Source organism: Actinoplanes sp. NPDC021490 (assembly GCF_055562135.1).
The window spans coordinates 119,041-145,064 of the sequence record NZ_JBVHFW010000001.1; the positions used below are offsets into that span (position 1 = coordinate 119,041).

Below are 26,024 nucleotides of genomic sequence, written 5' to 3' on the forward strand. Positions count from 1 at the left end.
CGTTGAACCTCAGGCCGCTCCGCCCCGTAAGACAGGGTGCAAGGGGGGCATCGGCGGAGGGTGGTGACGGGTGCACTGCGAGCACGAGCACGACGACGGGGCGTATGTGCTGGGCGCTCTGTCGCCGGCCGAACGGGCGGCGTACGAGGGGCATCTCGCCACATGCTCGTTCTGCCGCGAGGCGGTTGCCGACATCTCGGCCCTGCCCGACCTGTTGTCCCGGCTCGACGCCAAGGAGTTCGCCAAGCTCCTCGACCCGTCGCTGACCAGCGGTGAGGGTCACCCGGGAGCCGCTTTCCGCGACTGGGCGACCAGCGAGTGGCAGACCCTGGCCCCCGATGCCAAGCGTCGGAAGAACGGCAAAGCTTTCCGCGTACGGGTCCTGAGCAGCGCCGCGGCCGTGGTGCTGGTGGCGCTGATCGGCATCGGGGTCTTCGCCTGGACGCGTGACAACGCCGCTCCGGCCGCCCCGCCCACCGGTCCCGCCGTCGCGATGACCGCGATGCAGAGGTCGTCGCCGGTCACCGCCTCGGTCCGCCTGACCAGCACTCCCGGTGGCACCAAAGTGGACCTGCTCTGTTCCTACAGCGCTACCGCCTCCCGGCCGTACACGTTCCGCATGATCGCCTACGGTCCCGACGAGCAGAAGGAGCAGATCGGCTCCTGGCAGGCGACGCCCGGCGCGGAGTTCACGATGAACAGCGTCACCCATTTCGGGAGTGACACCCTTTCCCGGCTCGAATTGGTGCAGTTCGACGGAAAGGCGCTGCTCGCCTACGACGTCCCCTGACCTTCTGATTCCTGGTCAGCGGGGTGGCAGGGTGGTGGCCGGTTCGACGGTGGCGGCCGTCGGATCGGCCGCCGTCCCTTTCCGGCGGGGGCGGCGGCGCAGCGCGTCGACCGTAAAGATGATCAGCGCGACCCACACGAGGGCGAATCCGGCGAGGCGGGCCGGCGGCATCGGCTCGTGATAGATCAGCAGGCCGACGGCGAGCTGAAGGATCGGCGCCACGTACTGCAGAATCCCGATCTGCACCATCGGCACCCGGTTGGCCGCGGCCGCGAACAGCAGCAACGGCAGCGCGGTGGCCAGCCCCGAAAAGATCATGAGCGCGGTGTGCGTGGCCGAGACGTGCCCGAACTCGGCGTCGCCGGCCGCCGTCAGCCACGCGACGTACGCCAGCGCCGGCAACGCCAGCACCGACGACTCGACGAACAACCCCTCGGCCGGCGGTAGCGACATACGCTTCTTGACCAGGCTGTAGGTGCCGAAGCTGGCCGCCAGAATGAGGGCGATGTACGGCAGGTGACCGTAGTCGACGGTCAGCACGGCCACGGCGACCATGCCGACACCGACCGCCACCCACTGCAACAGGTGCACCCGCTCGCGCTGCACGGTCACGCCCAGCAGCACGATGACCAGCGGCGTGATGAAGTAGCCGAGCGCCGTCTCGACAACCCGCTCCGAGTTGACGCCATAAATGTAGGCGCCCCAGTTCACGCCGATGAGCAGGGCCGCGAGCACCAGGCCGCCAAGCAGCTTGGGCGAGCGGAGCAGCCGTTTGAGGAAGACCCAGTTCCGCATGGCCGCAAGCAGCAGACTGACGAACAGCACCGACCAGATGACCCGGTGCGCGAGGATCTCCAGCGGTGAAGCCGGCTGCAGGTGCTTGAAATAGATCGGGAAGAACCCCCACAGCCCGTACGCCGCGAGGCCGTAGAGGAATCCGCGCCGTTCGTCGCTCATGCCCTCACCGTAAGGTCCCGGCCGTGTTTCGGTCCTTGCTTATGGCCCACCTCACGACCGCGCCCGCAGGTTGCACTCCATCCAGCGGCCCGGCTCCACCTCGCTGAATCCGTACGGCGCATAGACGGCGTGCGCGTCCCGGGTGACCAGCAGGAACCGACTGAGCCCACGGGACGCGTAGTGGTCGCGCAGATGCCGAACGAGCCACCCGCCAAGCCCGCGCCCCCGGTGTGCCCGATCAACGTAGACGTCACAGAGATAAGCAAAGACGGCCCCGTCAGTCACCACGCGGGCCACGGCCACCTGCTGCCCGTCACGGTCGTAGATCCCGTACGCCTCAGACCCGTCGAGGGCGGCCCGCATGAGTTCGAGGGTCCGTCCCATGGCCCAGTACGCATCGGTGGAAAGCCATCGGTGCACTCTCAAAAGGTCAATTCGCTCCCGCGCGGAGCTCAGCTCATACCCGTCATCGCGAAGTTCGTGCAGCACGCAGCCGAGTCAAGCCGCAAGATCCCCCGCCCGCCAGCCCATTCCCGCAACCCGCCGTACGGTGTCGCCGCGCCGATGGCCCTCACCGCCCGCAGTGGCACGAAGAATGAGCCCGACCCGGTCGCCTGCGCAGTCCGCGCCAGCGTCAGGCACCCACCCGGTCGCAGCTCGCGGGTTGCCGTCGCCTACGGCGGTACGCGCAGCAACGGGTTTCCAGCGGTCTGGGCAGCCGCGGGTTGCCGGCGGTCTGGGCAGCCGCGCGTTACTGACGGCCGGGGCAGCCGCGGGGTGCCGCCGTCTGCGGAGCCGCGGGTCGCTGAGGGATTGCCGAGCTGCGGGTTGCTGACGGTCTGGGGCGACGCCGGGTTGCCGACGGTCTGCGGAGCGGCCGCCGCCCGGTTGGGGTCGCGGCGATCAGTCGTCGCCGTCGGGGACGAGCATGTTGAGCAGCCAGCTGACGACGCCGACGAGCAGCGCGCCGAGTACGGCGCTAGGCCAGAACTCGTCGACGTGGAACGGCAGCTCGAACCGGCCGGCGATCCAGCTGGTCAGCATGAACAGCGCACCGTTGACGACCAGCGCGATCAGCCCGAGCGTGACCACGTAGAAGCCGCAGCCCACGACCTTGATGATCGGCCGCAGCACCGCGTTGATCACGCCGAAGATGACCGCCACGATCAACAGCGTGATGATCTGTTCCGACACTTTGTCGGTGGTCAGTTCGATGCCGTCGATCAGGACGGTGGCCAGCCACAGCGAGAACGCCGTGATAAGAAGCCGAATGATGAGGCCCATGGCCCGGAATGGTGCCACGATCACGCCACCCGCAGCCGCAACACTCCCCGATCTTGCCCATGTCGTTGCCCCAAACAGCGCATATCGATCGGCTTCGCTGACTTGAGCGATCCGCCGTGCCCGAGCGCCACGACTGGTTGCGGAGGCGCCGGGGATGGATGACAGGCCACCACCATTGCAGCCGTCAGCCGCCGGTCACGGGCCGCGGCCTGCAGGTCACAGCCGTAGCCGCCGGTCGCCAGCCGCGGTCTGCTGGTCACAGATGTAGCTGTCGACCGGCCAGCCGCCGCCGGCCCCGGCCACCCAGTCACGGGGCCGTGGCTTGCTGGTTAAGCCGTAGCCGCTGCCGGTCGCCGCCGGTCGCCGTAGCGGCAGCGGCGAGGCAGGCCACGGCCGCAGCCGCCGGTCGGTGGCTGGCAACGCTGTTCCCGGTCCGTAAGCGGCCGGTCAGCGGGGTCGACGGGTCAGCGGCCCGGAGGGCCGATCAGCTGGGCCTCGATGGGGGTGTGGGCCAGCGCTGCCCAGCGGACCGCGCGGCGGTTGACCACGCCGACCATGTCGGGGCGGATGCGGGTCATCCACTGGGCGACCTCGCCCAGGCCGAGGGCGCCGCCGATGAGGGTTGCTTCCTCGGGGCGCAGCGGCTGGAGGATCAGGAGGTCGGCCCGGGACGCGACGTCGACGTCGACGCCCGAGAACTCGTCACGGACCACGAGCGTGGCCTGCCAGCCGTCGCCAGGGCGGTTGTCGGCGCCCACTGGGCCGATGTCGACGACGATCAGCAGCGGGTGCAGGGCGGAGCCGGGAGCTATCTCGATGGGGCGGCCTGGTGGCACGACGGCGATCGACTCGCCGGGGACGGCGGCCCCGCGGACGAACGGCTCCCACGACCGGGGCCGAGCCGTCTGCACCACCACGCGGGCGCCCAGGGCCATCGCGCGCAGTGCCACCAGCTGGGCGGCCCGAACGCCACCGATCAACAGGGCCCGCGTCGGCTCGGGTCGGAACAGGCGGATCACGACGGGGCTGCCGTGGCGGTTGCGGCCCAGCATCAGGCCCGACGTGCCGACCGGCAGCTGGAGGCCCTCGAGCAGCTCGGCCGGCTGCACGCCGTCGGCGGGGAGGCCGGGCACGGCACTCGGCCGGCCACCCAGCGGCAGCGTGGCGAAGAGGCCCTGCAGGTGTTCACCGTCGAGGCGCTGCGCGCTTGCCTGCTCGCCGGACAACAGCTTGCGCAACGCCTGGGTGGCGACGCCCAGCGACTGGGGCTCGGGCGCGGCCAGCCGGACGGTCATGTCGAGCGGAACGGGACCGTGCGCCGCTTGCGGCCCGGCAATCAGCGACACGGTCGTGGCCGCGGCGGGCAGCGTGAGCAGGCGGGACACGAGCCGCCGGGACGTCTCGACCCGCGGATCGGGCCAGCGCCGCAACCGGAACGTGGTCTGGGCCAGGCCGCCGACCCGCAGGGCGGGCCACGCCTCCTGGGCGGAGCCGACGCCGTCGTCGTGGGCGAGCTCGGCGATGACCCGCAGCGCGGCCGCCTCGCCCAGCGGGCGCGCGGGCACCGCGGACAGCCGCCGCACCAGCTTGCGCACCAGGCCGGACAGTGAGCGCCGCAGCTCGGCCTCGGACCAGCCCTCGGCTCGCAGCACGCGCACGGCGAGCAGCGCCCGGCTGTGCCCGAGCAGGCGGCCCTCGGTGAGCTGGCGATACGAGTTGGCCGGCGTGCCCGCCCCGGCGCGCAGCGATGGTGCAGGCGCCCCGGTGAGCAGCAGCTGGATCAGCACCGGCGGCAGCTCGGCCTCGGCGGAGGGCAGCAGCGTGGCCGGGGAGGGCAGGTCAGGTGCTTCCTCGGCCAGCAGGCCGGCCGGATCGCCGAGCTCGAGCACGGCGGTCAGGCCGTGCCCGTCGACGACGACCGCCGCCGGGTCGCCGGCGAGCTCTGTCTGCTCGACGCGGGCGCCCGGAGACAGGAACCGCAGCAGTGCGGCCGGCTCGTTGTCGACCGCGGCGGAGTGACGACGGCCGCCGAAGCGGAGACCGATGCCGAGCCACTCGAACGCCCAGCGCCGGCGCAGGCGCAGCCAGGTCAGAGCCAGGATGGCCAGGCCCAGGGCGACCCCGGCGACCAGCCCGATCGGGCCGTTGACCGCGCCCAGCGCCACCGCCACGGCAGCGACCTGGGTGGAAACGAGCTGGCCGACCCGGATGCCGAAGAACCGTCCACGTCGGAGCGGCAGCGCGCTGACCTTGGGTAGTGGTTTGGCGGAACCGGAGAGGTCGCGGTAATCCCGATCGCCTGCCACACCGACCGTCACGACACACCACCCTTCCCGCGTCTGTCCTTGTGAGGCGCCCATCGTATGGGCTGCGGACCAGCGGCGGGGTGCCCTGTGGACAAGCGGAAGTTATCCACAGGCCCCGATCCGGGGCTGTCGCCGCTTGACGAGTTTCGCTACGGTCGGCGACGTCAGAAAAGAGTAGTCGGCCGCTCACGGCCCGCCCCCCGAGGCTTGTGGTCAGGGGTTAGCCTGGTGGCCAGCGTCGATATGTCGCAGGTGAATGATCACCGTCCGTCCACTACGGATCACGACAGGTCGGCGACCCAACGAGAAAGCGGGGTGACTCCGAGTGGCCGGAAAAACGCAAGTTACGTCGGATGAGATGGCGGCCGCCGCCACCAACTTCGACACCGTCAATCAGGGGCTTCAGCAGATGCTGAGCAAGCTGATGGGCGAGCTCTCGCAGCTGAGCGGCACGTGGAAGGGCATGGGCGCGGTGGCGTTCGAGCAGGTCAAGGTGCAGTACGAGACCGACCTCAAGAAGCTCAACGCGGCTCTGGCCGACACCGCGGAGTCCATCCGGGTGTCCGGCACCAACTACACCTCGACCGACACCGACGCTGCTAGCCGTGTGACCAACTCCGGCGGCAGCTTCTCGCTTCCGCTCTGATTCGGGGGAGACAAAGACATGGCTAGTGACGGAATGCTTCTCGTCAACTTCGAGTCGCTGCGCGGAGCGGGCGACCACATCTCCAAGGCCATCAGCTCGCTGCAGCAGCAGCTCGCTGACCTCGAGCGCGACTCGAAACGACTCGTCGACTCCTGGGACGGCCAGGCGCAGGAGGCCTACTACGCCCGTCAGGAGACGTGGCGTCAGTCGGCCAGCGACCTGACCAGCATCCTGCAGAACATCCAGTCCGCCGTCACTCAGTCGGCCGACGACTACGTGAACACCGAGAAGCAGGCGACCGCCCGCTTCCAGTGATCGCGGCATCGCCGCACTCGTGAACGGCCGGACCAGTCATGCGACTGTCCCGGCCGTTTCGCTGTCCCGGCGTACGCTACCGTCCGTTTGGTCCGTTCTTGCGAAGCTTGTTGTCCCTCGAACGCGTACTGGTGTGTCTGGGCGATCCGGCTACGATCGGTTGTTGTTTGATCGCCTCAAGCGACCGAAACCGCGTTCCGGAGTGCGTTCGGACGCATACTTAGGGCTTCGACCACCCGCTTTACTCTTCTGCGTACTGCCGCCCATTGTGATCGTGGCCTGACCTTGTAGGTTGTACGCGTTGAGATGGCCTCGTCGCGCGGTGGGGAGAGGTGGACGTGTCCGAGTGGGAGCCGGCTACGGACGCCGAGGTGGCAATGCGCGATGCGCTGCGCACCGACGACCAAGAGTCGTATTTTCGTATTCTCTCCGGCGTTGACCTGCTTCTACCGGTGTCTGCCGACGCGTTGGCGGGCCTCGCCCCGCTCGGCTGGGGCACCTGGAGCACGGGCGGCCGCACTCACGTGCTGGCGTTCACGTCAACGGCGTCCCTGCAGTCGTGCCTGGCGGATTACACCGGTTCTGCCCGTCGCGTCCCCTATGCCGAGCTGGCCAACACCTGGCCCAATCTCGAGTGGTGGCTCGCGGTCAACCCCGGCCTGCCGATCGAGGGTTACCTTCCGGCCTGGTTCGTGGCACAGCTGTCCCGGGGCGACCTGAGGCTTCCGACCCGCGGCCCGAGCCGGGCCGAGTCGGCCAGCACCTCCGGCAAGATGCAGGATCTGCAGGCCGCGGCGCTGGCGGCCAACGCGGCCGCCGCCCGCAAGGACGAGGAATCGGGCCGTCCCGGCGGCCCCACCCACGAAGACGCGCCCATGACCGCCGCCACGGGGTCGTATCCGCAGTATCCGGCCGCGGCCACCACCACCGGCTACGGCCAGGCGCCCGCCGGCTACGGCCAGGCGCCCGCAGCCACCGGCTACGGTCAAACGCCCGCCTCCACCGGCTACGGCCAGGCACCTGCCGCGTACGGTCAGGCCGCCGCGAACACGTACGGCGGGGCTTACGCGCACACGCCGGGCGAGCCGCCCGCGAACGAACTTCCCACCCGCACGCCGGCGGCCCCTTACGGCCAGCCCGCGGAGCAGCCCGCCGCCGCCCTGCCGAGCCGCGCACCCGGTTTCGGCCAGTCCGCCGATCAGTCCGCTGCCGGTGGTCTGCCCTCTCGCGCTCCCGCCTACGGCGAGGCTGCGGAGCAAGCGCCCGCGGGCGGTCTGCCGACCCGTACGCCCGCCTACGGTCAAACCTCTGAGCAGGCGCCGCCGACCCGTGCTCCGGCCTACGGTCAAACCCCTGAGCAGGCGCCGCCGACCCGTGCTCCGGCCTACGGTCAAACCCCTGAGCAGGCGCCGCCAACCCGTGCTCCGGCCTACGGTCAGCCCACGGATCAGCCCGGTGGTGGTCTGCCCACCCGGGCGCCGGCCGTCTTCGGCCAGTCCGCCGGTCAGCCCGCTGGCGGTCTGCCGACGCGCGGTCAGCCTGCGGCGTACGGCCGGCCCGCGGCCAACGCGCCGGCCAGTGCCCCGCCCGCCGACGGCCCGCCGGTCAGCTCGCCGCCCGCGTACGGCCGTCCCGCGAGCCCTCCTCCGGCCTCCGGTCAACCCGCTGGCGCACCACAGACTTACGGCCGGCCCACCAGCCCCGCCGCCCCCGGCAACGCCGCGCCCCGCCCCGGCCAGCCCTCCAGCGCGGTCGACGCGTTCGGCCAGCGCCCGGCCTCGGGCGGCTACGGGCAGCCCCCAGCCGCGGCCGGCTTCGGTCAGCCTCCGGCCGCAGGCTTCGGTCAGCCCCAGGCACCGGCGTCTGCCGAGCCGGTCGGCGAGCAGGTCGGCCCCGGCGGTCTGCCGGTCCGCACCCCCGGCACCGTGCTGCCGAGCGGCCTGCCCGTCCGCACCCCGAGCGCCCCACCCACTTCTGGCCTGCCCTCCGGTTCTCCGGCGGCATCGGCCGCTCCGGCCAGCGCCCCACCGGCCTACGGCCAGTCCCCGGCGAGCGCCCCGCCCGCGTTCGGCCGGCCCGCGTCCAGCGCCCCACCGGCTTACGGTCAGTCCCCGGCGAGTGCTCCGCCCGCCTATGGCCGGCCCGCGTCCAGCGCCATGCCCGCCTCCGCCCCGCCCGCCCAGTCGTCGCCGATGGTGCCTCCGGCCTATCAGACGCCGTCCGTGCCGCCGGCCGGTCGTCCCGCGTCCGTCGACGAGAACGCGCGCGGCCCCGTGCCCGAGCCGGGCTCCGCGCTTCCGGTCCGCACCCCCATGGCGCAGACCCCGCCGCCGCCCGACAACTTCAGTCCGCACGATCCCGACGAGACCCCGTTCAACCCGAACTGGTCTACGTCGGCCCCGCCCTCGCGGCCCGGTCCGAGCGCGCTGAGCGAACTGCCCCGTCGCCAGCCCACCGGCGGCGCCGGATTCCCGCAGGGCCCCGCCTCCCCGCAGGCGGCCCCTGAGCCGCCGTCCGCGTTGCCCCCGATTTCTGCACCCCCGGCCCCGGCTCCGGCCGCCGCGACAGCGCCCACCAGGTCGCCCATGGCCGCGCCCGGCATGCCGGGCGAGCCGAGCCCCGGGTTCGGCACCCCGCTGCCGCGCCGGCAGGCCGCCTCGTCGTCCGAGCCCGCCGGTCTCACGTCGTTCCCGGCGTTCCAGACCAAGTCCGAGGCCGCCCCGGCGCAGTCGATGACCCCGCCGGTCATTCCCGGCTCGCCCGGCAGCGACCGCCCGGCCCGGCTCGGCGCCCAGCCGCCGCTGGAGGCCCGGCCGGCATCGCCCGCCCCGCAGGGTCCGCCGCCCGTCGCGTTCGTGCCGGCCAACGAGGTCGAGCAGGATCTGTTCGACGCCGCGAGCGCCCACAACACCGACACGTTCCTGTCCACGCTGCTGCTGGCCACGATCCTCGTTCCGGTGGCCGACCATTCGCGTCCGGGCAGTTCGCCCGGCGAGTCCGGGTTCGCGTTCCGCACCGAGCAGGTCGAGGGCGACACCTTCCTGGTTGTCTTCACCAGCCGCGACCAGCTCGCCGAGCATTACTCCGAGCCCACCCGTACGGTCGGGGTCCGCTTCGTCGAGCTGATCCGCAACTGGCCCGACCCGGCCTGGTCGTTCGCGGTCAACCCGGACGGCCCGATCGGCGCGAAGTACCCCGGTCCGCAGGTGATCGCGCTGGCTAACTGGGCCGCGGAGTCCGGTCTGGGCAACGACCCGGACGGCCCGATCGAGGAAGTGGCCCCGGTGCCCCCGCCCGAGCCGGCCAGCGACGACAAGCAGCACGCCACGGTGATGCAGAAGACGCTGCCGCCCGACCAGGTCGACTACTACCTCGAGCGCGGTTACGACCGGGTGGCCGGCTTCGTGCACCGAGCGACCGAGGTCGAGCATCTGCGTACGCCCTCCGAGCTCCTCGGCGCCCTGGGCCTGAGCTACGACACCTCGCCGCATCAGCACGACGCCAAGGAGGCGTACGTCCTGAGGTGGCCGGCGTATCGTCCGAGCCTCTACCGCATCCCGTACGGGGGTCAGAACGAGCAGGCCCTGCGGGCGATGGACGGCTGGGTGATCGAGCGCGCGCCGTTCCGTGGCAACGGTTTCGCGCCCGGCGAGGGTCGCGACGTCATCGCCGAGTTCAAGGTGGACAGTGTCCGGCTGCCGCACGGCGCGCAGCTGTGGCGCATCGACGCGGACGGCAGCGAGCGCATGGTCGCGATCTTCGACAACGACGGTCCGCTGTGGCGCCGGGTGGGTGAGCAGTGATGCGTGACGGTTACGTGGTCGCCTGGCAGGGCCGGGAGTACGACGCCGCGCCCGACGGCGACAACGTGCGGATCTACCGTTCCGACCCGGCCGACGGTTTCGACGAGGTACGCCCGGGCCGCTATGTGCGGGTGCTGACCCCGGAGGAGTACGACGAGCTGGTCTACGTCCGCACCACGTGCACGTGGCGCGGCGCCCCGTTCATCGTGCTGGCCGAGGCGAACTCGTGGCTGCGGGTGGAATACACCGGCGGCCGCTCGCCGATCGCCCGCCAGATGGGCCTCGAGGAGTTCGACTTCGGCGTCTACCAGGGCTGGGCGCCGCTGCACGAGGTCTCCGACCTCAACGAGCAGCGCATCTAGTTGGATTTGAGCCAGCGCAGCACTTCGCCGGTGACCACGTCGGTCGCCTCCTGGTGCAGGAAGTGCCCCACCTCGGGGATCAGCCGCCACTCGTACGGCGCGAGCACGTAACGTCCCGAGCCCTGCGCCGTGCGGGGCAGGGTGGCTGTGTCGAGCCCGCCGTGCAGCTGCAGCGTGGGCGTGATGAGCGGCTTCTGCATCAGCTTGACGAACCGGTAGCCCTGCAGGCGAAGGGCACTGCGGAAGACCCAGCGGTACGCCTCCAGCGCGCAGAACGCCGCCTGCGGAATCTGCATGGCCTCCCGGCAGCGGGCCACGTAGTCCTCGAAATCCGGTGTCTCTCTCCACTGCGGACTCGTCCACCGGGTCATCAGCTCGCCCACCATCGCGGCCTCGTCGCGGGTGAGGACGTGTTCGTAGCGCGGCACCTGGAAGCGCAACGCGGACGAGGAGGCGGCGAACTGGCCGCGCGGGTCGGCGAACAGGGCCGCCCGCAAACGCAGCGGGTGGGCCGCGCCGAGCACGACGAGCCGGTTGACCAGCTTGGGGTGGAAGGCGGCGGCCGCCCAGCCGATCATGCCGCCGGCGCCGGCCCCGACGATTGTCGCGTTGCGCTCGCCGAGGGCCCGGATCAGCCCGGTGACGTCGGCCGCCATCGTGTAGCCGTCGTAGCCGCGCGGCGGTTTGTCGCTGGCGCCGTAACCGCGCAGGTCGATCGCGACCGCCCGGAAGCCCGAGTCGGCGATGCGGGGCAGGATGTCGTGCCAGGCCCACCAGAATTCCGGGAAGCCGTGCAGGAAGAGCACGAGCGGGCCGGTGCCGGCCTCGACGACGTGGAAGCGGCTGCCGTTGGCGCCGACGAAGCGATGGGTCCAGGGCCCGTCCACCAGCACGCACGACTCGTCCACCCGACCGCCCATGGCCTTCAGCCTAGGCGTTGGGGTCGAGCCGGAACGCGCCGCGGCGGCAACCACCCCGCGACGAACGCGCGGCGGGGGTAACCGGGACGAAACTCAGTCGCTGCCGATCATCACGCGGTCGAGGATGGCCGGTTTGCCGGAGCCGCAGTCGACCGGCGTTTTGCCGGGCGTGATGCGGGCCTGCACGCGGTCGCCCTTGGCGATCGGCACGGCCTTCTTGGAGTAGACCGACCAGGCCACGCCGTCGGAGCTCTTGAGGCCGTAGCAGGGGCCGGAGCCGCCCTTGGTGACCGTCGCGGTGATCGAGCCGACGCGCAGCGACGAGAGGTCGGGGGCGGTGACACTGGCCGGACGGCTCGGCGGCGGCAGCGGCGAGGCGTCGCTGTCGGCGGGCTGCCCGGCCGGTACGGAATTGTCGCCGGGGGCGGCCGGCTGTGGGGAGGCGCCCGGAGCGACGGAGGCCGAGGACGCGCCCGGCGCCACCGTGGAATCGCCCGCCGCGACAGGCTCGTCTTCGTCGCGTGAACAGCCGCCGACCAGCAGCAACGCCAGCGCCAGCGCGCCGATGGCGCCTGCGGTGGACCTGACCATGAACCTGCACCCCCGTGACCCGTACTCGCGGTCGTGCGGGACCGCGGCGCAAAGCGTAACGGTTTCACTTCCCGTACGGGGGTCCGGAGCCCGGAGGGTTTGCCCCCGGGCTCCGTCGAGGTCGTCGTCAGTCCTCGGACTTGCCGGTGTTCATGCCCTTCGAGATCAGGTCCATCACCGCGGAGTCCTGCAGCGTGGTGACGTCACCCAGCGAGCGGCGCTCGGCCACGTCCTTGAGCAGGCGGCGCATGATCTTGCCGGAGCGGGTCTTCGGCAGCTCGGGAACGAGCATGATCTGGCGGGGCTTGGCGATCGGGCCGAGCGTCTTGGCCACGTGGTTGCGCAGGTCGACGTTGAGCTGCTCGCCCGCGTCGCCCTCGCTGTCGACGTGGCCGCGGGGGATCACGAACGCCACGATGGCCTGACCGGTCGTCGGGTCGGTCGCGCCGACCACCGCCGCCTCGGCCACCGACGGATGCGAGACCAGCGCCGACTCCACCTCGGTGGTCGAGATGTTGTGACCCGAGACGAGCATGACGTCGTCGACCCGGCCGAGCAGCCAGAGCGCGCCGTCCTCGTCCTTTTTGGCGCCGTCACCGGCGAAGTAGATCCACTCGTCGCCCGTGCCGGCGCCCGCGCCGAACCGCGACCAGTACGTGTCGAGGAAGCGCTTGTCGTCGCCCCAGATCGTGCGGAGCATCGACGGCCACGGGTCACGCAGCACCAGGAATCCGCCGCCGCCGTTGGGCACCGACTGCGCCTGGTCGTCGACCACGTCGGCGGTGATGCCGGGCAGCGCGGTCATGGCCGATCCGGGCTTGGTCGCGGTCACGCCGGGCAGCGGCGAGATCATCACGCCGCCGGTCTCGGTCTGCCACCAGGTGTCCACGACCGGGGTGCGGTCGTGGCCGATGTGCTCGCGGTACCACATCCACGCCTCGGGGTTGATCGGCTCGCCCACGCTGCCCAGGACACGCAGCGAGGACAGGTCGTACCCGGCGGGGATGTCGTCGCCCCACTTCATCATCGTGCGGATGAGGGTGGGCGCGGTGTAGAGGATCGACACCTTGTACTTGTCGACGATCTGCCAGAACCGGTCGCGTCCCGGGGTGTCCGGCGTGCCCTCGTACATCACCTGGGTGGCGCCGTTGGAGAGCGGGCCGTAGACGATGTAGGAGTGGCCGGTGACCCAGCCGATGTCGGCCGTGCACCAATAGACGTCGGTGTCGGGCTTGAGGTCGAAGACCGCGTTGTGCGTGTACGAGACCTGGGTCAGATAGCCGCCGGTGGTGTGCAGAATGCCCTTCGGCTTACCGGTCGTGCCCGAGGTGTACAGGATGAAGAGCGGGTGCTCGGAGTCGAACGGCTGCGCCTGGTGCTCCGGGCTGGCCTGCTCGACGGTCTCGTGCCACCACTTGTCCTTGTCGGTCCACGCGACGTCCTGGCCGGTGCGGCGCACGACGAGCACGTTCTCGATGCTCGGGCACTGCGCGACGGCCTCGTCGACGGTCGGCTTGAGCGCCGACGGCTTGCCCCGCCGATATCCGCCGTCCGCGGTGATCACCAGCTTGGCGTCGGCGTCCTTGATGCGGGTCGAGAGCGCGTCGACCGAGAAGCCACCGAAGACCACGCTGTGCGTGGCGCCGACCCGGGCGCAGGCCAGCATCGCGACCGCGGCCTCGGGGATCATCGGCATGTAGATGGCGACCCGGTCACCGGCCGTCACACCCAGGTCGGTGAGCGTGTTCGCGGCCTGGCTGACCAGCTTCAGCAGCTCCGCGTAGGTGATGGCGCGGGTGTCGCCGGGCTCGCCCTCCCAGTGGATGGCCACCTTGTCGCCCCGGCCGGCCTCGACGTGCCGGTCGACACAGTTGTACGCGATGTTGAGCTCGCCGCCGAGGAACCACTTGGCGAACGGCGGGTTGGACCAGTCGAGGACGTCGTCCCACTTCTTGGCCCAGGTGAGGCGGTCGGCCTGCTTCGCCCAGAAGGCGAGCCGATCGGCCTGCGCCTCCTCGTACGCGTCCGCCTTCACATTGGCGTTCGCGGCCAGGGCCTCGGGCGGCGGAAACTGCCGCGTCTCCGAAGACAGGTTCTCCAACGTCTCACTCATGAGGGCGGCTCCTCTTCACTGCAGGCCCAGGCTTCTTCGTTGCACACTAGTTCCGCTGGTGGATACCGGCGAGGGTTGGGCGCCTCAGCGCGCCAGAACGCCTGGCACGCGCGCCGGATGACCATCAGCTGATTGATACTGCGCGAATCTTGCCAGTTCTGAGCCCGTTTGTGCAGCCCATGTTTCGCCGGGTTTACCGGCTACCGTGTTCTCGTGGATCCCCTGGCCCCGCTTCTCGACCTTGCCGATGTCGCCCCCGCCCTGGCCGAGGCCCGTGAGCGGGTCGACGCGGCGATGCGGCACCGTGCTCTGCGGCGGCACGGTGGCCAGGTCGCGGCCGAGGCGAGTCTGCGCGCGGCCGTGGCGAGTGCCGCGCTCGAGGGCAGCGTTCACGACCATGACGACGTACGCGGGGGGACCGTCACCGACCCGGTCGTGCAGGGCGCCCTGCGGGTCGCGGAGGGCGTCGGCGGGCTGGTCGACCTTTGGCCCCGCGCGCCGCGTCAGGTGCTCGCCAAGCTGCACGTGCTGGCCGCCCGCGGTGTCGTGCCCGCGGCCGACCTGGGCCGGCTCACCGGTGCGGCGGAACGCGTGGACATGCTGGCCGGCCTGGTCGCGGGCAACGACCGTACGCCTCCGCTGCTGCTCGCGGCGATCGTGCACGCCGAACTGATCACGCTGCGCCCGTTCGCCGGCCCGGCCGGGGTGGTGGCCCGGGCCGCGGCCCGCCTGACCCTGATCAGCCGGGGATTCGATCCGCGGGGTTTGGTCGCCGTCGAGGTCGGGCACCAGAGCCGCGAGCCCGAGTACGTCGGTTCGGCCGGCGCCTACGCCACCGGGACGCCCGACGGGGTCCGGTCGTGGCTGCGGCACTACGCCGCCGCGGTCACCGTCGCCGCCGACGAGATCACCACGATCGGTGACAATGTGCTGGCGACCGTATGACCGACCGTCGAACTGTGCGTTTTTGCTTACAGCTGAGACGGTGACTGATCGCTCCTAGACTTCTATGTCGTGGAGACGTGGGAGCGGCCTTACACGCCCGGCGCCGGACGCTGGCTGATCATCGGATGGGAAGCCTTCGCCCTGGCCCTACTGGCCTGGAGCTCGATCGAGACGTTCGGGCTGGGCTGGCACGGGGTGCGGCTCGTGACCTGCGCGCTGACCGTGATCTGGGTGATCGGCGCCTACCGGATCCTGCAGATGGGCGCCTACGTGAGCCCCGACGGGCTGCGCATCCACGGGTTGCTGCGTTCCCGGACGATTCCCTGGGACAAGATCGCCCACGTACGGCTGCACGAGGTCAGTCACCGGATCGGCCGGTGGACCATCCCGAGCGGGCTGACCGTGCTGATCGAGCGGCGGGACGGCTCGACCGTCGACACCGAGCTGTGGGCGCAGGGAGTCGACTTCCACTCGCGGCCCAAACTTTTCCGCGCCGTCTTCCACGAGCTGCGCAAGCGCCACCTGGCCGCCCAGAACCCCTGAGGCCGACCGCCCCGCATCCCATCGTCGAGGACTGAGCTGCCCGTACGACGACTTGCCGTCACCGAGGCCGGCCAAAGCCGATCGGCATGGTCTACAGGCGCCGGCGACCGGCGACCGGCGACCGGGGACCAGCGACCGGGGAGCGGCGACCGGGAAGCGGCGACCGGCGAGCAGCGACCGGGGGGCGGCGACGGGCGAGCAGCGAGCGGCGACCGGGGAGCGGCGGCTGGCGGCCGGCGGCCGGAAAGTTTAGAGCCGGCGTCCCGCAACGGGGCGCCGGCTGCTGCGCGTCCAGACCGGGTTATCAAGCGTGCACCTGGGTCGTTGTCGACAGTCCACAAGCCTCGCGGCTCCTCAAATGGAGCCCAGGGGGCCGTGGTCCCGTCGCAACGTGCCTGCCGTGGCTGATCGCGCGTGGGTTCCCGGTGGCCGTGCACGAAATCCGCTGCTTGACGACCGGAAACCCGGTCTTCCGCTTCGAACCTCGCCAGTTCTTTCTACGCCCGTCGTGGCTTGATCGCCAGGGCTTCGACCCGGCAAATCTCACTTTCGGCATTAGTCAGACCAAAGCCATTCGCGCAGCTCATTGGCCTTGCGCAGAGCCGCGCGATCATCGGGAGGAGCGCGCAGCGATACGCATCGCCGGCGGCGTCGCGGCCGTCGTGTAAGGGGCCGGGCCCACCCGGAAGCGGGTGCGGAGGGTGAGGCAACGCCAAGCGCATCCGGGAAATCCGGGACTCATCCATGCCCGTACGAAAAATGTCAGGCCGGGGTCTTGGTCCGCCGATGGCGTGCGTAGATCGCCAGTCCGATGGCGGCGCCGACACCGACCCCCAACGCCGCGGCGGCAACCGGCACCGCGGGACGGTCGCGCAGACGCCGGCCCAGCGGAATGGGGTGGCGGAACTCGAGGATGGGCCACTCGTTCTCGACGGCGGCGCGGCGCAGAGCGCGGTCGGGATTGACCACGCTGGGGCGGCCGACCGACTCGAGCAGGGGAAGGTCGCTGCTGGAATCGGAATACGCATAGCAGTCGCCGAGGTCGTAACCGCGTTCGACGGCCAGCTCGCGCACGCCGACGACCTTGCTCGGACCGGCCGCATAGAACTCGACCTCGCCGCTGTACCGCCCGTCGACGATGCCCATGCGGGTGGCGATGATGTCGGTGATGCCGAGCAGCGCACCGATTGGGCGCACCATCTCGTCGCCCGAGGCGGACACCAGCACGACGTCGCGGCCGGCCGCCTGATGCTCGGCGATCAGCGTCGCGGCCTCGGCGTAGACATAGGGATTGATCAGCTCGTCGAGGGTCTCGGCGACGATCTGCTGCACCTGCTCGACGCGCCAGCCCTTGCAGAGCGTGGCCAGATAGTCGCGGGTGCGGGCCATGGCCTGTTCGTCGGAGCCGCCGCCCAGCCGGAACATCAGCTGTGCGTAAGCGGATTTGACCATGTCACGCCGGCTGATCAGGCCGTCACGGTAGAACGGCCGGCCGAAAGCCAGCGCGCTGGACTTGGCGATGACCGTCTTGTCGAGGTCGAAAAACGCGGCACTCAGGCCCACGGGCGGCAAGTGTAGTCGCAAGTGGTTCACCGCTGTCGCCCTCGGCGCGCCCGCGGGCCCGGCCGTGACAGCCCGTTAAATCGGGCAGACGGGCAGCAGTATCGCACTGAGCGACAATCGGTACTCGACTGCGCTGCTTCCGTGAGGCATGCTTGTGCTGTTGCGATCGGGATTCATGTTGTGACGGTCGCGCCCCACCACTCAAGAACCCTCGGTGATTGCGCCCCCCGCGATCACCGAGTCGATTCGGCTCGACCCCCCCGGAGCCGAATCCTCGGACGGCCCCCGTCTCCCCCGACGGGGGTCGTTCCCTATCTTCAGGCTCCGGTTGCCCGGGTCTGCCCGGCCGACTCGGCCTCGGCCGTCTCGCCCAGCCCGAAGAACTCGCAGAGACCGGTGACGTCGAGCACGCGCCGGAACCTGGAAGTCGGGTTGACCACGACGAAGGTGGACTCGATCTCGGTGGCGGCGCGGTAACCCTCGATGAGGGCGCCCAGACCGGTGGAGTCGATGAAGCTGGCTCCGCACACGTCGACCCGCACGACCGCCGGGGACCACTCGGCGACGGCCGCGCGCACGCAGTCTGCCAGCTCGTCCGCGTTCGAGAAGTCGATCTCGCCATCAACGGTCACGATGGCGGCGCCCTCAGCGCCGAGCGAACGGTGGATCGAACTTTCCATGCCAACCCCATCGGTCCGTGTCTGACCAACATACCCAACGGCCGCCCGCCCCACTCGTAGCGGAGGCCCGGCCCGCATAGCAGATCGATCGGACGACCGTGCGATATCCACAGGCCCCGAAGTTGTCCACAGCCCGGACGGCGGCCCTGGCCGGCCCCGCCCCCGGGCCGCGAAGGTGTGCGCCACAACCGCCGCCCGTGCTGGAGACCGCAGATGCCCGCTGCCCGCCTGCCCCTCGTCGTCACCTCCGACCCCGACCTGCTCGACGATCTGCTGCGCCTCGCCGCCGCCGGTGGCACCGAGATCGACGTGGCGCCCGATCCGGCCTCGGCCCGCCCCCGCTACGGCACCGCCCCGCTCGTCATGATCGGCGCCGACCAGCTCGACGCCTGCCTGCGGTCCCGTCTGCCCCGCCGCTCCCGGGTCGCCGTCGTGGCCCGGGGCGAGGTCACCGAGACGATGTGGAACACCGCGAACAGGCACGGTGTCGAACACATCGCCGAACTGCCCACGGCCGAGGCGTGGGTGGTCGACCGCTTCGCCGAGCAGCTCGACCAGCCGGTCGGCCGGGTGCTGGCCGTGATCGGCGGGCGCGGCGGTGCGGGTGCCAGCACACTGGCCGCCGGGCTGGCGACGACGGCGATCGGCGCCCGGCGCCGCACCCTGCTGATCGACGCCGACCCGCTCGGCGGCGGGCTCGACCTCATGTTCGGGTGGGAGCGCCGCGACGGCCTGCGCTGGTCGGCGCTGGCCGAGGCGGGCGGGCGGGTCGATCCGCCGGCCCTGCTCGAGGCGCTGCCGCACCACGGCGATCTGGTGGTGCTGTCGTTCGACCGTGAGGCGACGACGCTCGTGCCGGCCGAGGCGATGGGGGCGACCATCGACGCCGGTCGCCGGGCCCGCGACGTGATCGTGGTCGATCTGCCGCGCCGGCTCGACGAGGCCGGGGTGCTGGCGCTGGAGTGCGCCGACCAGGCGGTACTGATCGTGCCGGCCGAGGTGCGGGCCTCGGCGGCCGCGGCCCGGATCGCGCGCATGGTGCAGGCCCATCGTCGTGAGCTGTCGCTGGTGGTGCGCGGGCCGTCCCCGGGCAAGCTCAAACCGCGCGAGATCTCGGCCGCGCTCGGCCTGCCGCTGATCGGCACGTTGCGACCCGAGCCGGCGATCAGTCAGGGCGCAGAGCGCGGGCATCCGCCGGCCGCCGAGGGCAAGGGACCGCTGGCCGAGCTGTGCCGGCGGCTGCTCAGCGACCTGCTTGGTGACACGGCGCCGGCGGTGGCGGCGTGACGGCGTATTCCGGGCTGGGCAGCCGGCTCGCGGCCTCGGCCCCCGCGGTGGCCGACCGGGTCCGGCACCGGTTCGCGGTCGACGGCGGAGAGGCGACGCCCGCGGCTGTCGTGCATGCCGTCCGCAGCGAGTCCGACGCCGCGGCGCTGGGCGACACTGCGGTGCTGCGCCTGGCCGACCGGGTGCACGACCAACTGGTGGGGGCCGGGCCGCTGGCGCCGCTGCTGGCCGACCAGCGGGTGACCGACGTGCTGGTCAACGGGCTCGCCGTATGGGTCGACCGGGGAGCCGGCCTGCAGCGGGCGCCGATCGTGCTGGGCAACCTCGAGGAGGTCCGCCGGTTGGCCCAGCGACTCGCGGCGGCCTGCGGACGACGGCTCGACGACGGTCAGCCGTACGCGGACGCCCGCCTGCCCGACGGCACCCGGCTGCACGCCGTCCTGCCCCCGGTCGCGACCGACGGCCCCTATCTGTCGCTGCGCACCTTCCGCCAGCGGCCGTTCCGCCTGGCCGATCTGGTCGAGCACGGCACCGTGCCGCCCACGGTCGCCCCGGTGCTCGAGGCCGTCGTCGCGGCCCGGCTGGCCTATCTGGTTGTCGGCGGCACCGGTAGCGGCAAGACGACCCTGCTGGCCACGCTGCTGGGCATGGTGCCGCCGACCGAGCGGATCGTGCTGGTCGAGGACGCGGCCGAGCTGCGGCCCCTGCACCCGCACGTGGTCGCCCTGCAGGCCCGCACCGCGAACGTCGAGGGTGCGGGCGCGATCGGGCTGACCGACCTGGTGCGGCAGGCCCTGCGGATGCGACCCGACCGGCTGGTCGTAGGGGAGTGCCGCGGCGCCGAGATCGCCGACCTGCTCGGGGCGCTCAACACCGGCCACGAGGGCGGGGCGGGGACGCTGCACGCGAACACGCCCGCGGACGTGCCGGCCCGGCTCGAGGCGCTCGGGCTGCTCGGCGGGTTGCCCCGGGCGGCGCTGCACGCCCAGGTGGTGGCCGCTCTGCAGGTCGTGCTGCAGGTCCGGCGTACGGACCGGGGACGTGTGCTCGAGTCGGTGAGCGTGCTGCTGCCCTCGGGCGAGCAACGGCTCGCCACCGTGGTGCCGGCCTGGCGGCGGCTCCGCGGCGCCGGACCGGGTTCCGGAGCGCTGGCCCGCATGCTGGCCGTACGCGGGGTCCCCGTGCCCGCCGTGCTCACGCCGCCGGTGGTGGCGCCGTGATCTGGGGACCGCTGCTCCTGGTGGCCGGCGCGCTGGTCGTCGTCCTGCCGCTGGACCCGGTGCGGCTGCCGCAGGTGTCCTTTGTGGCGCACGGCCGCCGGGTCGCCGTCGCCGCCGGACGATCGCCGCGGCGCACCTTGGTGGGTGGCGTCGCGGTCGCAACGGTGCTGGCCCTGCTCGCGGGCGGCCCGGTGGCCGGGGCGATCGCCGGGGCCTATGCCGCGCTCACCGGCCGCGCGCTGCGGCGGCGGTCGCTGCGCCGACGATCGGTGATCGAGCGGGCCGGGGCGCTGGACGCGCTGGCCACCCTGGCGGCGGATCTGCGGGCCGGGCTGCCACCGGTCGCCGCGCAGTCGGCCGCCGCGGGCGATCGGCTCCGGCGGCTGACGTCCTCGGTCTGGCACCTGGCCGAGCGGACGGGCGCGCCGGCGGCCGATCTGGTCGAGCGGATCGAGGCCGACGCGCGCGCCGCCGATCGGGCCGGCGCGGCGGCCTCGGCGCAGGCGGCCGGGGCGCACGCCACGGCCCTGATGCTGGCCACGCTGCCGGTGGCCGGGCTCGGCCTCGGCGCCCTGATGGGGGCCGACCCGTTGCGGGTGCTGCTGCACACTCCGCTGGGCTCGGCCTGCGGGCTGGTCGCGGTGGTGCTCCAGACGGCCGGTCTGCTCTGGTCGGAGCGTCTGATCGGCGGGGTGGCCCGGTGACCGCCCTGTTGATCGTCGCGGCGGCGCTGGCCCTGATCGTCTCGCCGGTGGCCGGCCGGCGGCGGCTGGGGTTCCTGCGCCCGGCACCGGCCGGGCCTTCGGCCTCCGGGGCGCGGCGGCTGCGGATTCTGCTCGCGGTCGTGGCCGGGCTGACCGTCACCGGGTTCCTCGGGACGTGGTGGGGCGCCGGGCTGGGCATCGCCGCCGGGGTGGGGGCCGAGCGCTTCCTGCGGCGGCGGGAACCGGCCCGGGTGCGACAGGAACGCCGGGCCGCCGCGGCCGACCTGCCGCTCGGGGCTGACCTGCTGGCGGCGGCGTTGCGAGCCGGCGCGCCGATCGACGGGGCCGCGGCCGCGGTGGCCGACGCGCTCGCCGGTCCGCTGGGGACACGGCTGCGCCGGACGGCCCGGTCGCTGGCGCTGGGCGCGGCCCCGGCCGAGGCGTGGGGGCACCTCGACGGGGTGCCGGGCGCTGACCGGCTGGTGGCGGCGGCCGTACGCACCAGCGCGAGCGGCGGCGCGCTGGCCGGGGCGCTGGGCCGGCTCGCCGACGACCTGCGGGCCGATCGGGCGGTCGCGGTCGAGAAGGCGGCGCAGCGCGCGAACGTGCTGATCGTGCTTCCGCTCGGGCTGTGTTTCCTGCCCGCCTTTCTGCTGGCCGGGCTCGTCCCGGTGCTGATCGCGGTCCTCGGGGACGTGCTCTGACCCGGGACCACCAGGACCGGCCGCGGGCCGGTCATTCATCCCAATTGAAGGAGAACTACGTGCGCAAACTGATCGCGAACTTCGCGCGGCTGCGGGCCGAGGCGGCGGACGCCGGCATGAACACGGCCGAGTACGCCGTCGGGACCCTGGCGGCGGTCGCGTTCGCCGGCATCCTCTACAAGGTCGTGACCGGCGGAAGCGTGACGGCCGCCCTGACCGGCATCATCGGCCGGGCGCTGAAGTGATCCGGCGCCGGCGGCCCGGCCGCGACCGGGGAGCGTTCACCGCCGAACTGGCGGCCGGGCTGCCGGCGCTCATGCTTCTGCTCTTCGCGGGGCTGGCGGCGGTGTCGGCGGTGGTGGCCAAGGGGCAATGCCTGGACGCGGCCCGGGAGGCGGCCCTGGCCGAGGCCCGCGGCGACTCGGGCGCTGCGGCGGGCGCCCGGGTGGCCCCGCCGGGCGCCGCGGTCGAACTGGGCGGCGACACCGAGATCGTGACCGCCCGCGTGTGGATGACCCTGCGGGTGCTGGGCGCGCCGTTGCCGTCGGTCGGCATCGAGGGCTCGGCGACCGCCGCCCGCGAGCCGGAGGCGGTGTGGTGAGGGACCGTGGGGCGGCCACCATCCTCGTCCTGGCCATGGGCCTGCTCCTGGTCATGGCGGGCGTGTTCGGCGCGAGCGTGGGAGCGGCGCGCGTCGGCCGTCATCAGGCTCGCACGGCGGCCGACCTGGGCGCCCTGGCCGGTGGCGTGCGGGCCGTCTTCGGCTCGGAAGTCGCGTGCGCGCGGGCCGCCGAGTTCGTGGCGGCCAACCGTGGCCGCATGACGTCGTGTGTCGTCGAGGGCCTGGAAATCGTCGTGCGGGCCGAGGTCGAGGTGCGCCTGGCCTTCGGGCTGGGCGGCCGGGCCGTGGCCACGGCCCGGGCGGGGCCGGTCTATGCCCGTCCGGAGTGACCGGTGCCGGCGTCGAGGGCGGTCAGGACGGTGTCGAGGACCCGCACGGCGCCGGGTTTGTGGAGGGGATTGTTGCCGTTGCCGCACTTGGGGGACTGGACGCAGGCCGGGCAGCCGGCCTCGCACGCGCAGGCGGCGATGGCCTCGCGGGTGGCCGAGAGCCAGGCGGCGGCCACGGCGTAGGCGCGTTCGGCGAAACCGGCGCCTCCGGGGTGGCCGTCGTAGACGAAGACCGTGGGGGCCTCGGTGTCGACGTGGTTGGCCGTGGACAGGCCGCCGATGTCCCAGCGGTCGCACGTGGCCATCAGCGGCAGCAGGCCGATCGCGGCGTGCTCGGCGGCGTGCAGCGCCCCAGGCACGTCGGGGGGTTCGACGCCGGCGAGGTCGAGAGCCCGGGGCGAGATCGTGAACCAGACGGCCACCGTACGCAGGTTGCGGACCGGCAGGTCGAGGGGCTTGGTGTCGATCACCTCGCCGGTCGAGATGCGCCGGCGCTGGTAGGACACGACCTGGCTCGTCACCTCGACGTCGCCGAGGAACAGTCCGACCGGGCCCGCGTCCACGTGCGAGCGGATGCCCAGCACCTCCACGTCGGTGACGTCGCGGGCATTGGTCGTCCAGTCGGGTTCCTCGTGGTGCACCAGCGCGATCGCGTCGTCGAGGTCGAGCTGGTCGACCAGATAGGTCACGCCCTGGTGCAGATAGACCGCCCCGGTGTGCAGCATGACGTGCGACGACGTCTGGTCGACCGTGCCCAGCAGGCGGCCGGTCGACGACTCGACGACCGAGACCGGGGCGCCGCCCGCGCCGCGCAGGTCGACGTCGGGACGGCCGGGATGGGTCCAGTACCAGCCCGACGGCCGCTTGCGCAGGGCGCCGGATGCGGTCAGCCCCTCGACGGCGGGAAGCGCGGCCTCGCCGAAGAGCGACATGTCGGCCGCGGTCAGAGGCGCCTCGGAGGCCGCACAGCACAGTTGCGGGCCGAGAACGTACGGGTTGGTGGGGTCGAGCACGGTCATCTCGACCGGCCGGCCGAACAGCGCCGACGGATGGTGCACGAGGTAGGTGTCGAGCGGATCGTCCCGCGCGATCAGCACGGCCAGCGCCGAACCGCCGTCGCGCCCGGCCCGGCCGGCCTGCTGCCAGAGCGACGCCCGGGTTCCCGGGTAGCCGCAGATCAGCACCGCGTCCAGCCCGACCAGGTCGACGCCCAGTTCGAGCGCGTTGGTCGAGGCCAGCGCGAGCAGCTCGCCCGACAGGAGGGCGCGCTCGATCCGGCGGCGGTCCTCCTTGAGATAACCCGCGCGGTACGCCGCCACGCGGTCGCCCAGGCCGGGCACCGCCTCGTCGAGCGAGCGCCGGGTCATCGTCGCGACCACCTCGGCCCCGCGGCGCGAACGGATGAACGCGAGCGTCCGCGTTCCCGCCACCACCGCGTCGGTCAGCAGATCGGAGGTCTCGCTCAGGGCGGACCGGCGTACGGGGGGAAGGTCCGGCTCTTCCGGCGGAAGCAGCGGCGGCTCCCACAGCGCGAACGTGGTCGATCCGCGCGGCGACGAGTCCTCGGTCACCGCGGTCACGGGCAGGCCGATCAGGCGGGACGCGGCGTCGGCCGGATCACCCGACGTGGCCGAGGCCAGGACGAACGTGGGTGAACCGCCGTACCGGGCGGCCAGCCGCCGCAGCCGGCGCAGCACATGCGCGACGTGCGAGCCGAACACCCCGCGGTAGGCGTGGCACTCGTCGACCACGACGTAGGAGAGGCGGCGCAGGAACGTGGCCCAGCGCGCGTGGCCGGGCAGCATGCCGTGGTGCAGCATGTCGGGATTGGTCAGCACCAGCCGGGAGTGCTGCCGGATCCACTCCCGTTCCTCGCGCGAGGTGTCGCCGTCGTACGTGGCCGGCCGCACCCCGTCGAGGCCGAGTTCGGTCAGCGCGCGCAGCTGGTCGGCCGCGAGCGCCTTGGTCGGGGAGAGGTAGAGGGCCGTCGCCCGCGGGTCCTCGGACAGCCGCGTCAGCATCGGCAGCTGGTAGGCGAGCGACTTGCCCGACGCCGTGCCGGTCGCCACCACGACGTGCGTGCCCCCGGCGGCCAGCGAAGCCGCGGTGGCCTGGTGTTCCCACGGCTGAGCGATGCCGCGAGCGGTCAGGGCGGCGACCACATCCGGCGCCGCCCACGCGGGCCAAGGAGCAACTTTCCCCGTACGGGCGGGAATCTCCTCGATGTGGGTAATGGGGGAGTCGGCCGCCGGGGTGCGGGCCCGCAGCCGGTGCAGCAGTTCGGCGGGGCTCGGGGCGGTCGACGTCACGCCGGCCACTGTGACACCCGAATGGCGGCAACCTCAAACGGGTACGACGGTGGAGCCGGACGGCGGGCCCTAACCCGTCGGTGGTTAGATTCGCTGGGGAGATCGCCGCCAGTCAGCATGCCCCGCAGGGAGGAGGAACGATGGAGCTGTCCCTTGCTACCCGGACCGTCGCCGAGCACACGGTGCTCGAAGTCGGCGGCGAGGTCGACGTCTACACCGCCCCGAGGCTGCGTGAGCGCCTCGTGGAGCTGATCGACTCCGGGGTGCGCAGCGTCGTCGTCGACCTCGGCGGTGTCGAGTTCCTCGACTCGACCGGCCTTGGTGTGCTGGTCGGCGCGATGAAGCGGCTGCGCGTGGCGAACGGGCGTTTCAGCCTCGTCTGCTCCAAGGAAGCCCTTCTCAAAATTTTCCGCATCACGGCGCTCGATCAGGTGTTCCCGATCTTCCCCTCGATCGAGGCGGCGACCGCGGACAGCGACAGCGCGACTTCGTGATGGCAACGGTTCGGCTGTCTTTCTCGCCGGCCCCCGTGCATGTTCGAACAGCACGGTTGGTCGGAGTTGCCGTCGCCCGGCGCGCTGGAGTCGCCGAGGAACTGCTGGACGAGGTCCGGCTGGCGATCGGTGAGGCCTGCACGCGCGCCGTCGCCCTGCATGTCCAGTACGGTCTGCCCGACCTGGTGACGGTCGAGATGTCTGATTCGGACTCCTATGCGGTTCGCGTCATCGACCACGCGCCGATCGAGGCGAGCGTCGGTCTGGCCAAGTTGCCGCCGGACGAGTTGGCCGACGAGTCGCTGACCGACGAGGCGCTCACTACCGGTGTGGGTTTCGCGCTTCTCGCCGGATTTGTCGATGACCTGCAGGTACGCCCGGTCGAGGATGGTCCGGGCACCGAGGTCCGGATGGTGTGGCCGGTTCGCAGGCGCTGATCGGCCTTCTCAACAAACTGGACAAATCCGCGACGATATCAACCTGCATCCATACCCCGTCACCCGGCTGCTAACACAGCGGCAAACATCACCACGACAC

26 protein-coding genes are annotated in these 26,024 nt (G+C 72.1%); 16 read left to right on the forward strand and 10 right to left on the reverse strand.

Features of this window, described 5'->3' with window-relative positions:
• The first annotated feature begins 70 nt into the window (after positions 1-70).
• On the forward strand, positions 71-790 hold the full coding sequence (locus ACZ3I4_RS00560; protein ID WP_465379704.1) for an anti-sigma factor: 720 nt from the start codon (positions 71-73) through the stop codon (positions 788-790).
• 15 nt (positions 791-805) lie between these two features.
• Here the strand turns inward: ACZ3I4_RS00560 and rarD are convergent, their stop codons facing one another.
• The 4 genes from rarD to eccE form a co-directional block, all read right to left on the reverse strand.
• Positions 806-1,747: an EamA family transporter RarD gene (gene rarD, locus ACZ3I4_RS00565; RefSeq protein WP_465379705.1), complete on the reverse strand. Its 942-nt coding sequence runs from the start codon at positions 1,745-1,747 to the stop codon at positions 806-808.
• 51 nt (positions 1,748-1,798) lie between these two features.
• The gene (locus ACZ3I4_RS00570; RefSeq protein ID WP_465379706.1) at positions 1,799-2,236 is read right to left on the reverse strand and encodes a GNAT family N-acetyltransferase; all 438 of its coding nucleotides are present in this window, start codon (positions 2,234-2,236) and stop codon (positions 1,799-1,801) included.
• A 414-nt stretch (positions 2,237-2,650) separates the two neighbouring features.
• Positions 2,651-3,031 (reverse strand): phage holin family protein, encoded by a 381-nt coding sequence (locus tag ACZ3I4_RS00575; RefSeq protein WP_465379707.1) that lies wholly within the window; start codon positions 3,029-3,031, stop codon positions 2,651-2,653.
• Positions 3,032-3,495: 464 nt separating this feature from the next.
• Positions 3,496-5,349 carry a type VII secretion protein EccE gene (gene eccE, locus ACZ3I4_RS00580; protein WP_465379708.1) on the reverse strand — a complete coding sequence of 618 codons (1,854 nt, stop codon included), beginning with the start codon at positions 5,347-5,349 and terminating at the stop codon, positions 3,496-3,498.
• A gap of 313 nt (positions 5,350-5,662) precedes the next feature.
• Between eccE and ACZ3I4_RS00585 the strand changes: the two genes are divergently transcribed.
• The 4 genes from ACZ3I4_RS00585 (at position 5,663) to ACZ3I4_RS00600 (ending at position 10,463) form a co-directional block, all read left to right on the forward strand.
• Positions 5,663-5,983, forward strand: a complete 321-nt coding sequence (locus tag ACZ3I4_RS00585; RefSeq protein WP_465379709.1) for a WXG100 family type VII secretion target — start codon at positions 5,663-5,665, stop codon at positions 5,981-5,983.
• A gap of 18 nt (positions 5,984-6,001) precedes the next feature.
• Positions 6,002-6,298, forward strand: coding sequence for a WXG100 family type VII secretion target (locus ACZ3I4_RS00590; protein ID WP_465379710.1), 297 nt, complete (start codon positions 6,002-6,004; stop codon positions 6,296-6,298).
• A 338-nt stretch (positions 6,299-6,636) separates the two neighbouring features.
• Positions 6,637-10,101 carry an SseB family protein gene (locus tag ACZ3I4_RS00595; protein ID WP_465379711.1) on the forward strand — a complete coding sequence of 1,155 codons (3,465 nt, stop codon included), beginning with the start codon at positions 6,637-6,639 and terminating at the stop codon, positions 10,099-10,101.
• Positions 10,098-10,463: a hypothetical protein gene (locus ACZ3I4_RS00600; RefSeq protein WP_465379712.1), complete on the forward strand. Its 366-nt coding sequence runs from the start codon at positions 10,098-10,100 to the stop codon at positions 10,461-10,463. Before ACZ3I4_RS00595 ends, ACZ3I4_RS00600 begins: the two co-directional genes overlap by 4 nt.
• On the opposite strand, the gene ACZ3I4_RS00605 is transcribed toward ACZ3I4_RS00600, so the two are convergent.
• The 3 genes from ACZ3I4_RS00605 to acs all read right to left on the reverse strand — a co-directional run bounded on the left by ACZ3I4_RS00605 (position 10,460) and on the right by acs (position 14,087).
• Positions 10,460-11,383: an alpha/beta fold hydrolase gene (locus ACZ3I4_RS00605; protein ID WP_465379713.1), complete on the reverse strand. Its 924-nt coding sequence runs from the start codon at positions 11,381-11,383 to the stop codon at positions 10,460-10,462. The two genes, ACZ3I4_RS00600 and ACZ3I4_RS00605, sit on opposite strands and share 4 nt — an antisense overlap.
• Before the next feature lie 93 nt (positions 11,384-11,476).
• Positions 11,477-11,974 (reverse strand): hypothetical protein, encoded by a 498-nt coding sequence (locus ACZ3I4_RS00610; protein WP_465379714.1) that lies wholly within the window; start codon positions 11,972-11,974, stop codon positions 11,477-11,479.
• Positions 11,975-12,101: 127 nt separating this feature from the next.
• Positions 12,102-14,087 carry an acetate--CoA ligase gene (acs, locus tag ACZ3I4_RS00615; RefSeq protein ID WP_465379715.1) on the reverse strand — a complete coding sequence of 662 codons (1,986 nt, stop codon included), beginning with the start codon at positions 14,085-14,087 and terminating at the stop codon, positions 12,102-12,104.
• Positions 14,088-14,300: 213 nt separating this feature from the next.
• Here acs and ACZ3I4_RS00620 point away from each other — a divergent pair, with 213 nt between their 5' ends.
• Together ACZ3I4_RS00620 and ACZ3I4_RS00625 are read left to right on the forward strand one after the other, a co-directional pair.
• On the forward strand, positions 14,301-15,032 hold the full coding sequence (locus ACZ3I4_RS00620) for a Fic family protein (protein WP_465379716.1): 732 nt from the start codon (positions 14,301-14,303) through the stop codon (positions 15,030-15,032).
• A 69-nt stretch (positions 15,033-15,101) separates the two neighbouring features.
• Positions 15,102-15,575: a PH domain-containing protein gene (locus tag ACZ3I4_RS00625; protein WP_465379717.1), complete on the forward strand. Its 474-nt coding sequence runs from the start codon at positions 15,102-15,104 to the stop codon at positions 15,573-15,575.
• A 762-nt stretch (positions 15,576-16,337) separates the two neighbouring features.
• Here ACZ3I4_RS00625 and ACZ3I4_RS00630 read toward each other — a convergent pair.
• The gene (locus ACZ3I4_RS00630) at positions 16,338-17,138 is read right to left on the reverse strand and encodes an HAD family hydrolase (protein WP_465379718.1); all 801 of its coding nucleotides are present in this window, start codon (positions 17,136-17,138) and stop codon (positions 16,338-16,340) included.
• Positions 17,139-17,455: 317 nt separating this feature from the next.
• A complete protein-coding gene (locus ACZ3I4_RS00635) occupies positions 17,456-17,818 on the reverse strand; it encodes an STAS domain-containing protein (protein WP_465379719.1) in 363 nt (120 codons plus the stop codon).
• A 213-nt stretch (positions 17,819-18,031) separates the two neighbouring features.
• Between ACZ3I4_RS00635 and ssd the strand changes: the two genes are divergently transcribed.
• The 7 genes from ssd to ACZ3I4_RS00670 all read left to right on the forward strand — a co-directional run bounded on the left by ssd (position 18,032) and on the right by ACZ3I4_RS00670 (position 22,684).
• Complete coding sequence (ssd, locus tag ACZ3I4_RS00640; RefSeq protein WP_465379720.1) at positions 18,032-19,105, forward strand: septum site-determining protein Ssd; 1,074 nt, start codon at positions 18,032-18,034, stop codon at positions 19,103-19,105.
• A complete protein-coding gene (locus ACZ3I4_RS00645) occupies positions 19,102-20,325 on the forward strand; it encodes a TadA family conjugal transfer-associated ATPase (protein ID WP_465379721.1) in 1,224 nt (407 codons plus the stop codon). Before ssd ends, ACZ3I4_RS00645 begins: the two co-directional genes overlap by 4 nt.
• On the forward strand, positions 20,322-21,029 hold the full coding sequence (locus tag ACZ3I4_RS00650) for a hypothetical protein (protein ID WP_465379722.1): 708 nt from the start codon (positions 20,322-20,324) through the stop codon (positions 21,027-21,029). The genes ACZ3I4_RS00645 and ACZ3I4_RS00650 overlap by 4 nt, the downstream gene beginning before the upstream one ends.
• 5 nt (positions 21,030-21,034) lie before the next feature.
• On the forward strand, positions 21,035-21,733 hold the full coding sequence (locus ACZ3I4_RS00655) for a type II secretion system F family protein (protein WP_465380430.1): 699 nt from the start codon (positions 21,035-21,037) through the stop codon (positions 21,731-21,733).
• A 116-nt stretch (positions 21,734-21,849) separates the two neighbouring features.
• Positions 21,850-21,978 carry a DUF4244 domain-containing protein gene (locus tag ACZ3I4_RS00660; protein ID WP_465380431.1) on the forward strand — a complete coding sequence of 43 codons (129 nt, stop codon included), beginning with the start codon at positions 21,850-21,852 and terminating at the stop codon, positions 21,976-21,978.
• Positions 21,975-22,334: a TadE family type IV pilus minor pilin gene (locus ACZ3I4_RS00665; RefSeq protein WP_465379723.1), complete on the forward strand. Its 360-nt coding sequence runs from the start codon at positions 21,975-21,977 to the stop codon at positions 22,332-22,334. Before ACZ3I4_RS00660 ends, ACZ3I4_RS00665 begins: the two co-directional genes overlap by 4 nt.
• Positions 22,328-22,684 carry an Rv3654c family TadE-like protein gene (locus ACZ3I4_RS00670; protein ID WP_465379724.1) on the forward strand — a complete coding sequence of 119 codons (357 nt, stop codon included), beginning with the start codon at positions 22,328-22,330 and terminating at the stop codon, positions 22,682-22,684. Before ACZ3I4_RS00665 ends, ACZ3I4_RS00670 begins: the two co-directional genes overlap by 7 nt.
• Here the strand turns inward: ACZ3I4_RS00670 and ACZ3I4_RS00675 are convergent.
• Entirely contained in the window at positions 22,666-24,993 is a 2,328-nt protein-coding gene (locus ACZ3I4_RS00675; RefSeq protein WP_465379725.1) for a DEAD/DEAH box helicase, read from the reverse strand. The two genes, ACZ3I4_RS00670 and ACZ3I4_RS00675, sit on opposite strands and share 19 nt — an antisense overlap.
• A gap of 140 nt (positions 24,994-25,133) precedes the next feature.
• Here ACZ3I4_RS00675 and ACZ3I4_RS00680 point away from each other — a divergent pair, with 140 nt between their 5' ends.
• Together ACZ3I4_RS00680 and ACZ3I4_RS00685 are read left to right on the forward strand one after the other, a co-directional pair.
• Positions 25,134-25,487, forward strand: coding sequence for an STAS domain-containing protein (locus tag ACZ3I4_RS00680; protein ID WP_465379726.1), 354 nt, complete (start codon positions 25,134-25,136; stop codon positions 25,485-25,487).
• Positions 25,484-25,924 carry an ATP-binding protein gene (locus ACZ3I4_RS00685; protein WP_465379727.1) on the forward strand — a complete coding sequence of 147 codons (441 nt, stop codon included), beginning with the start codon at positions 25,484-25,486 and terminating at the stop codon, positions 25,922-25,924. Before ACZ3I4_RS00680 ends, ACZ3I4_RS00685 begins: the two co-directional genes overlap by 4 nt.
• Positions 25,925-26,024 lie beyond the last annotated feature (100 nt).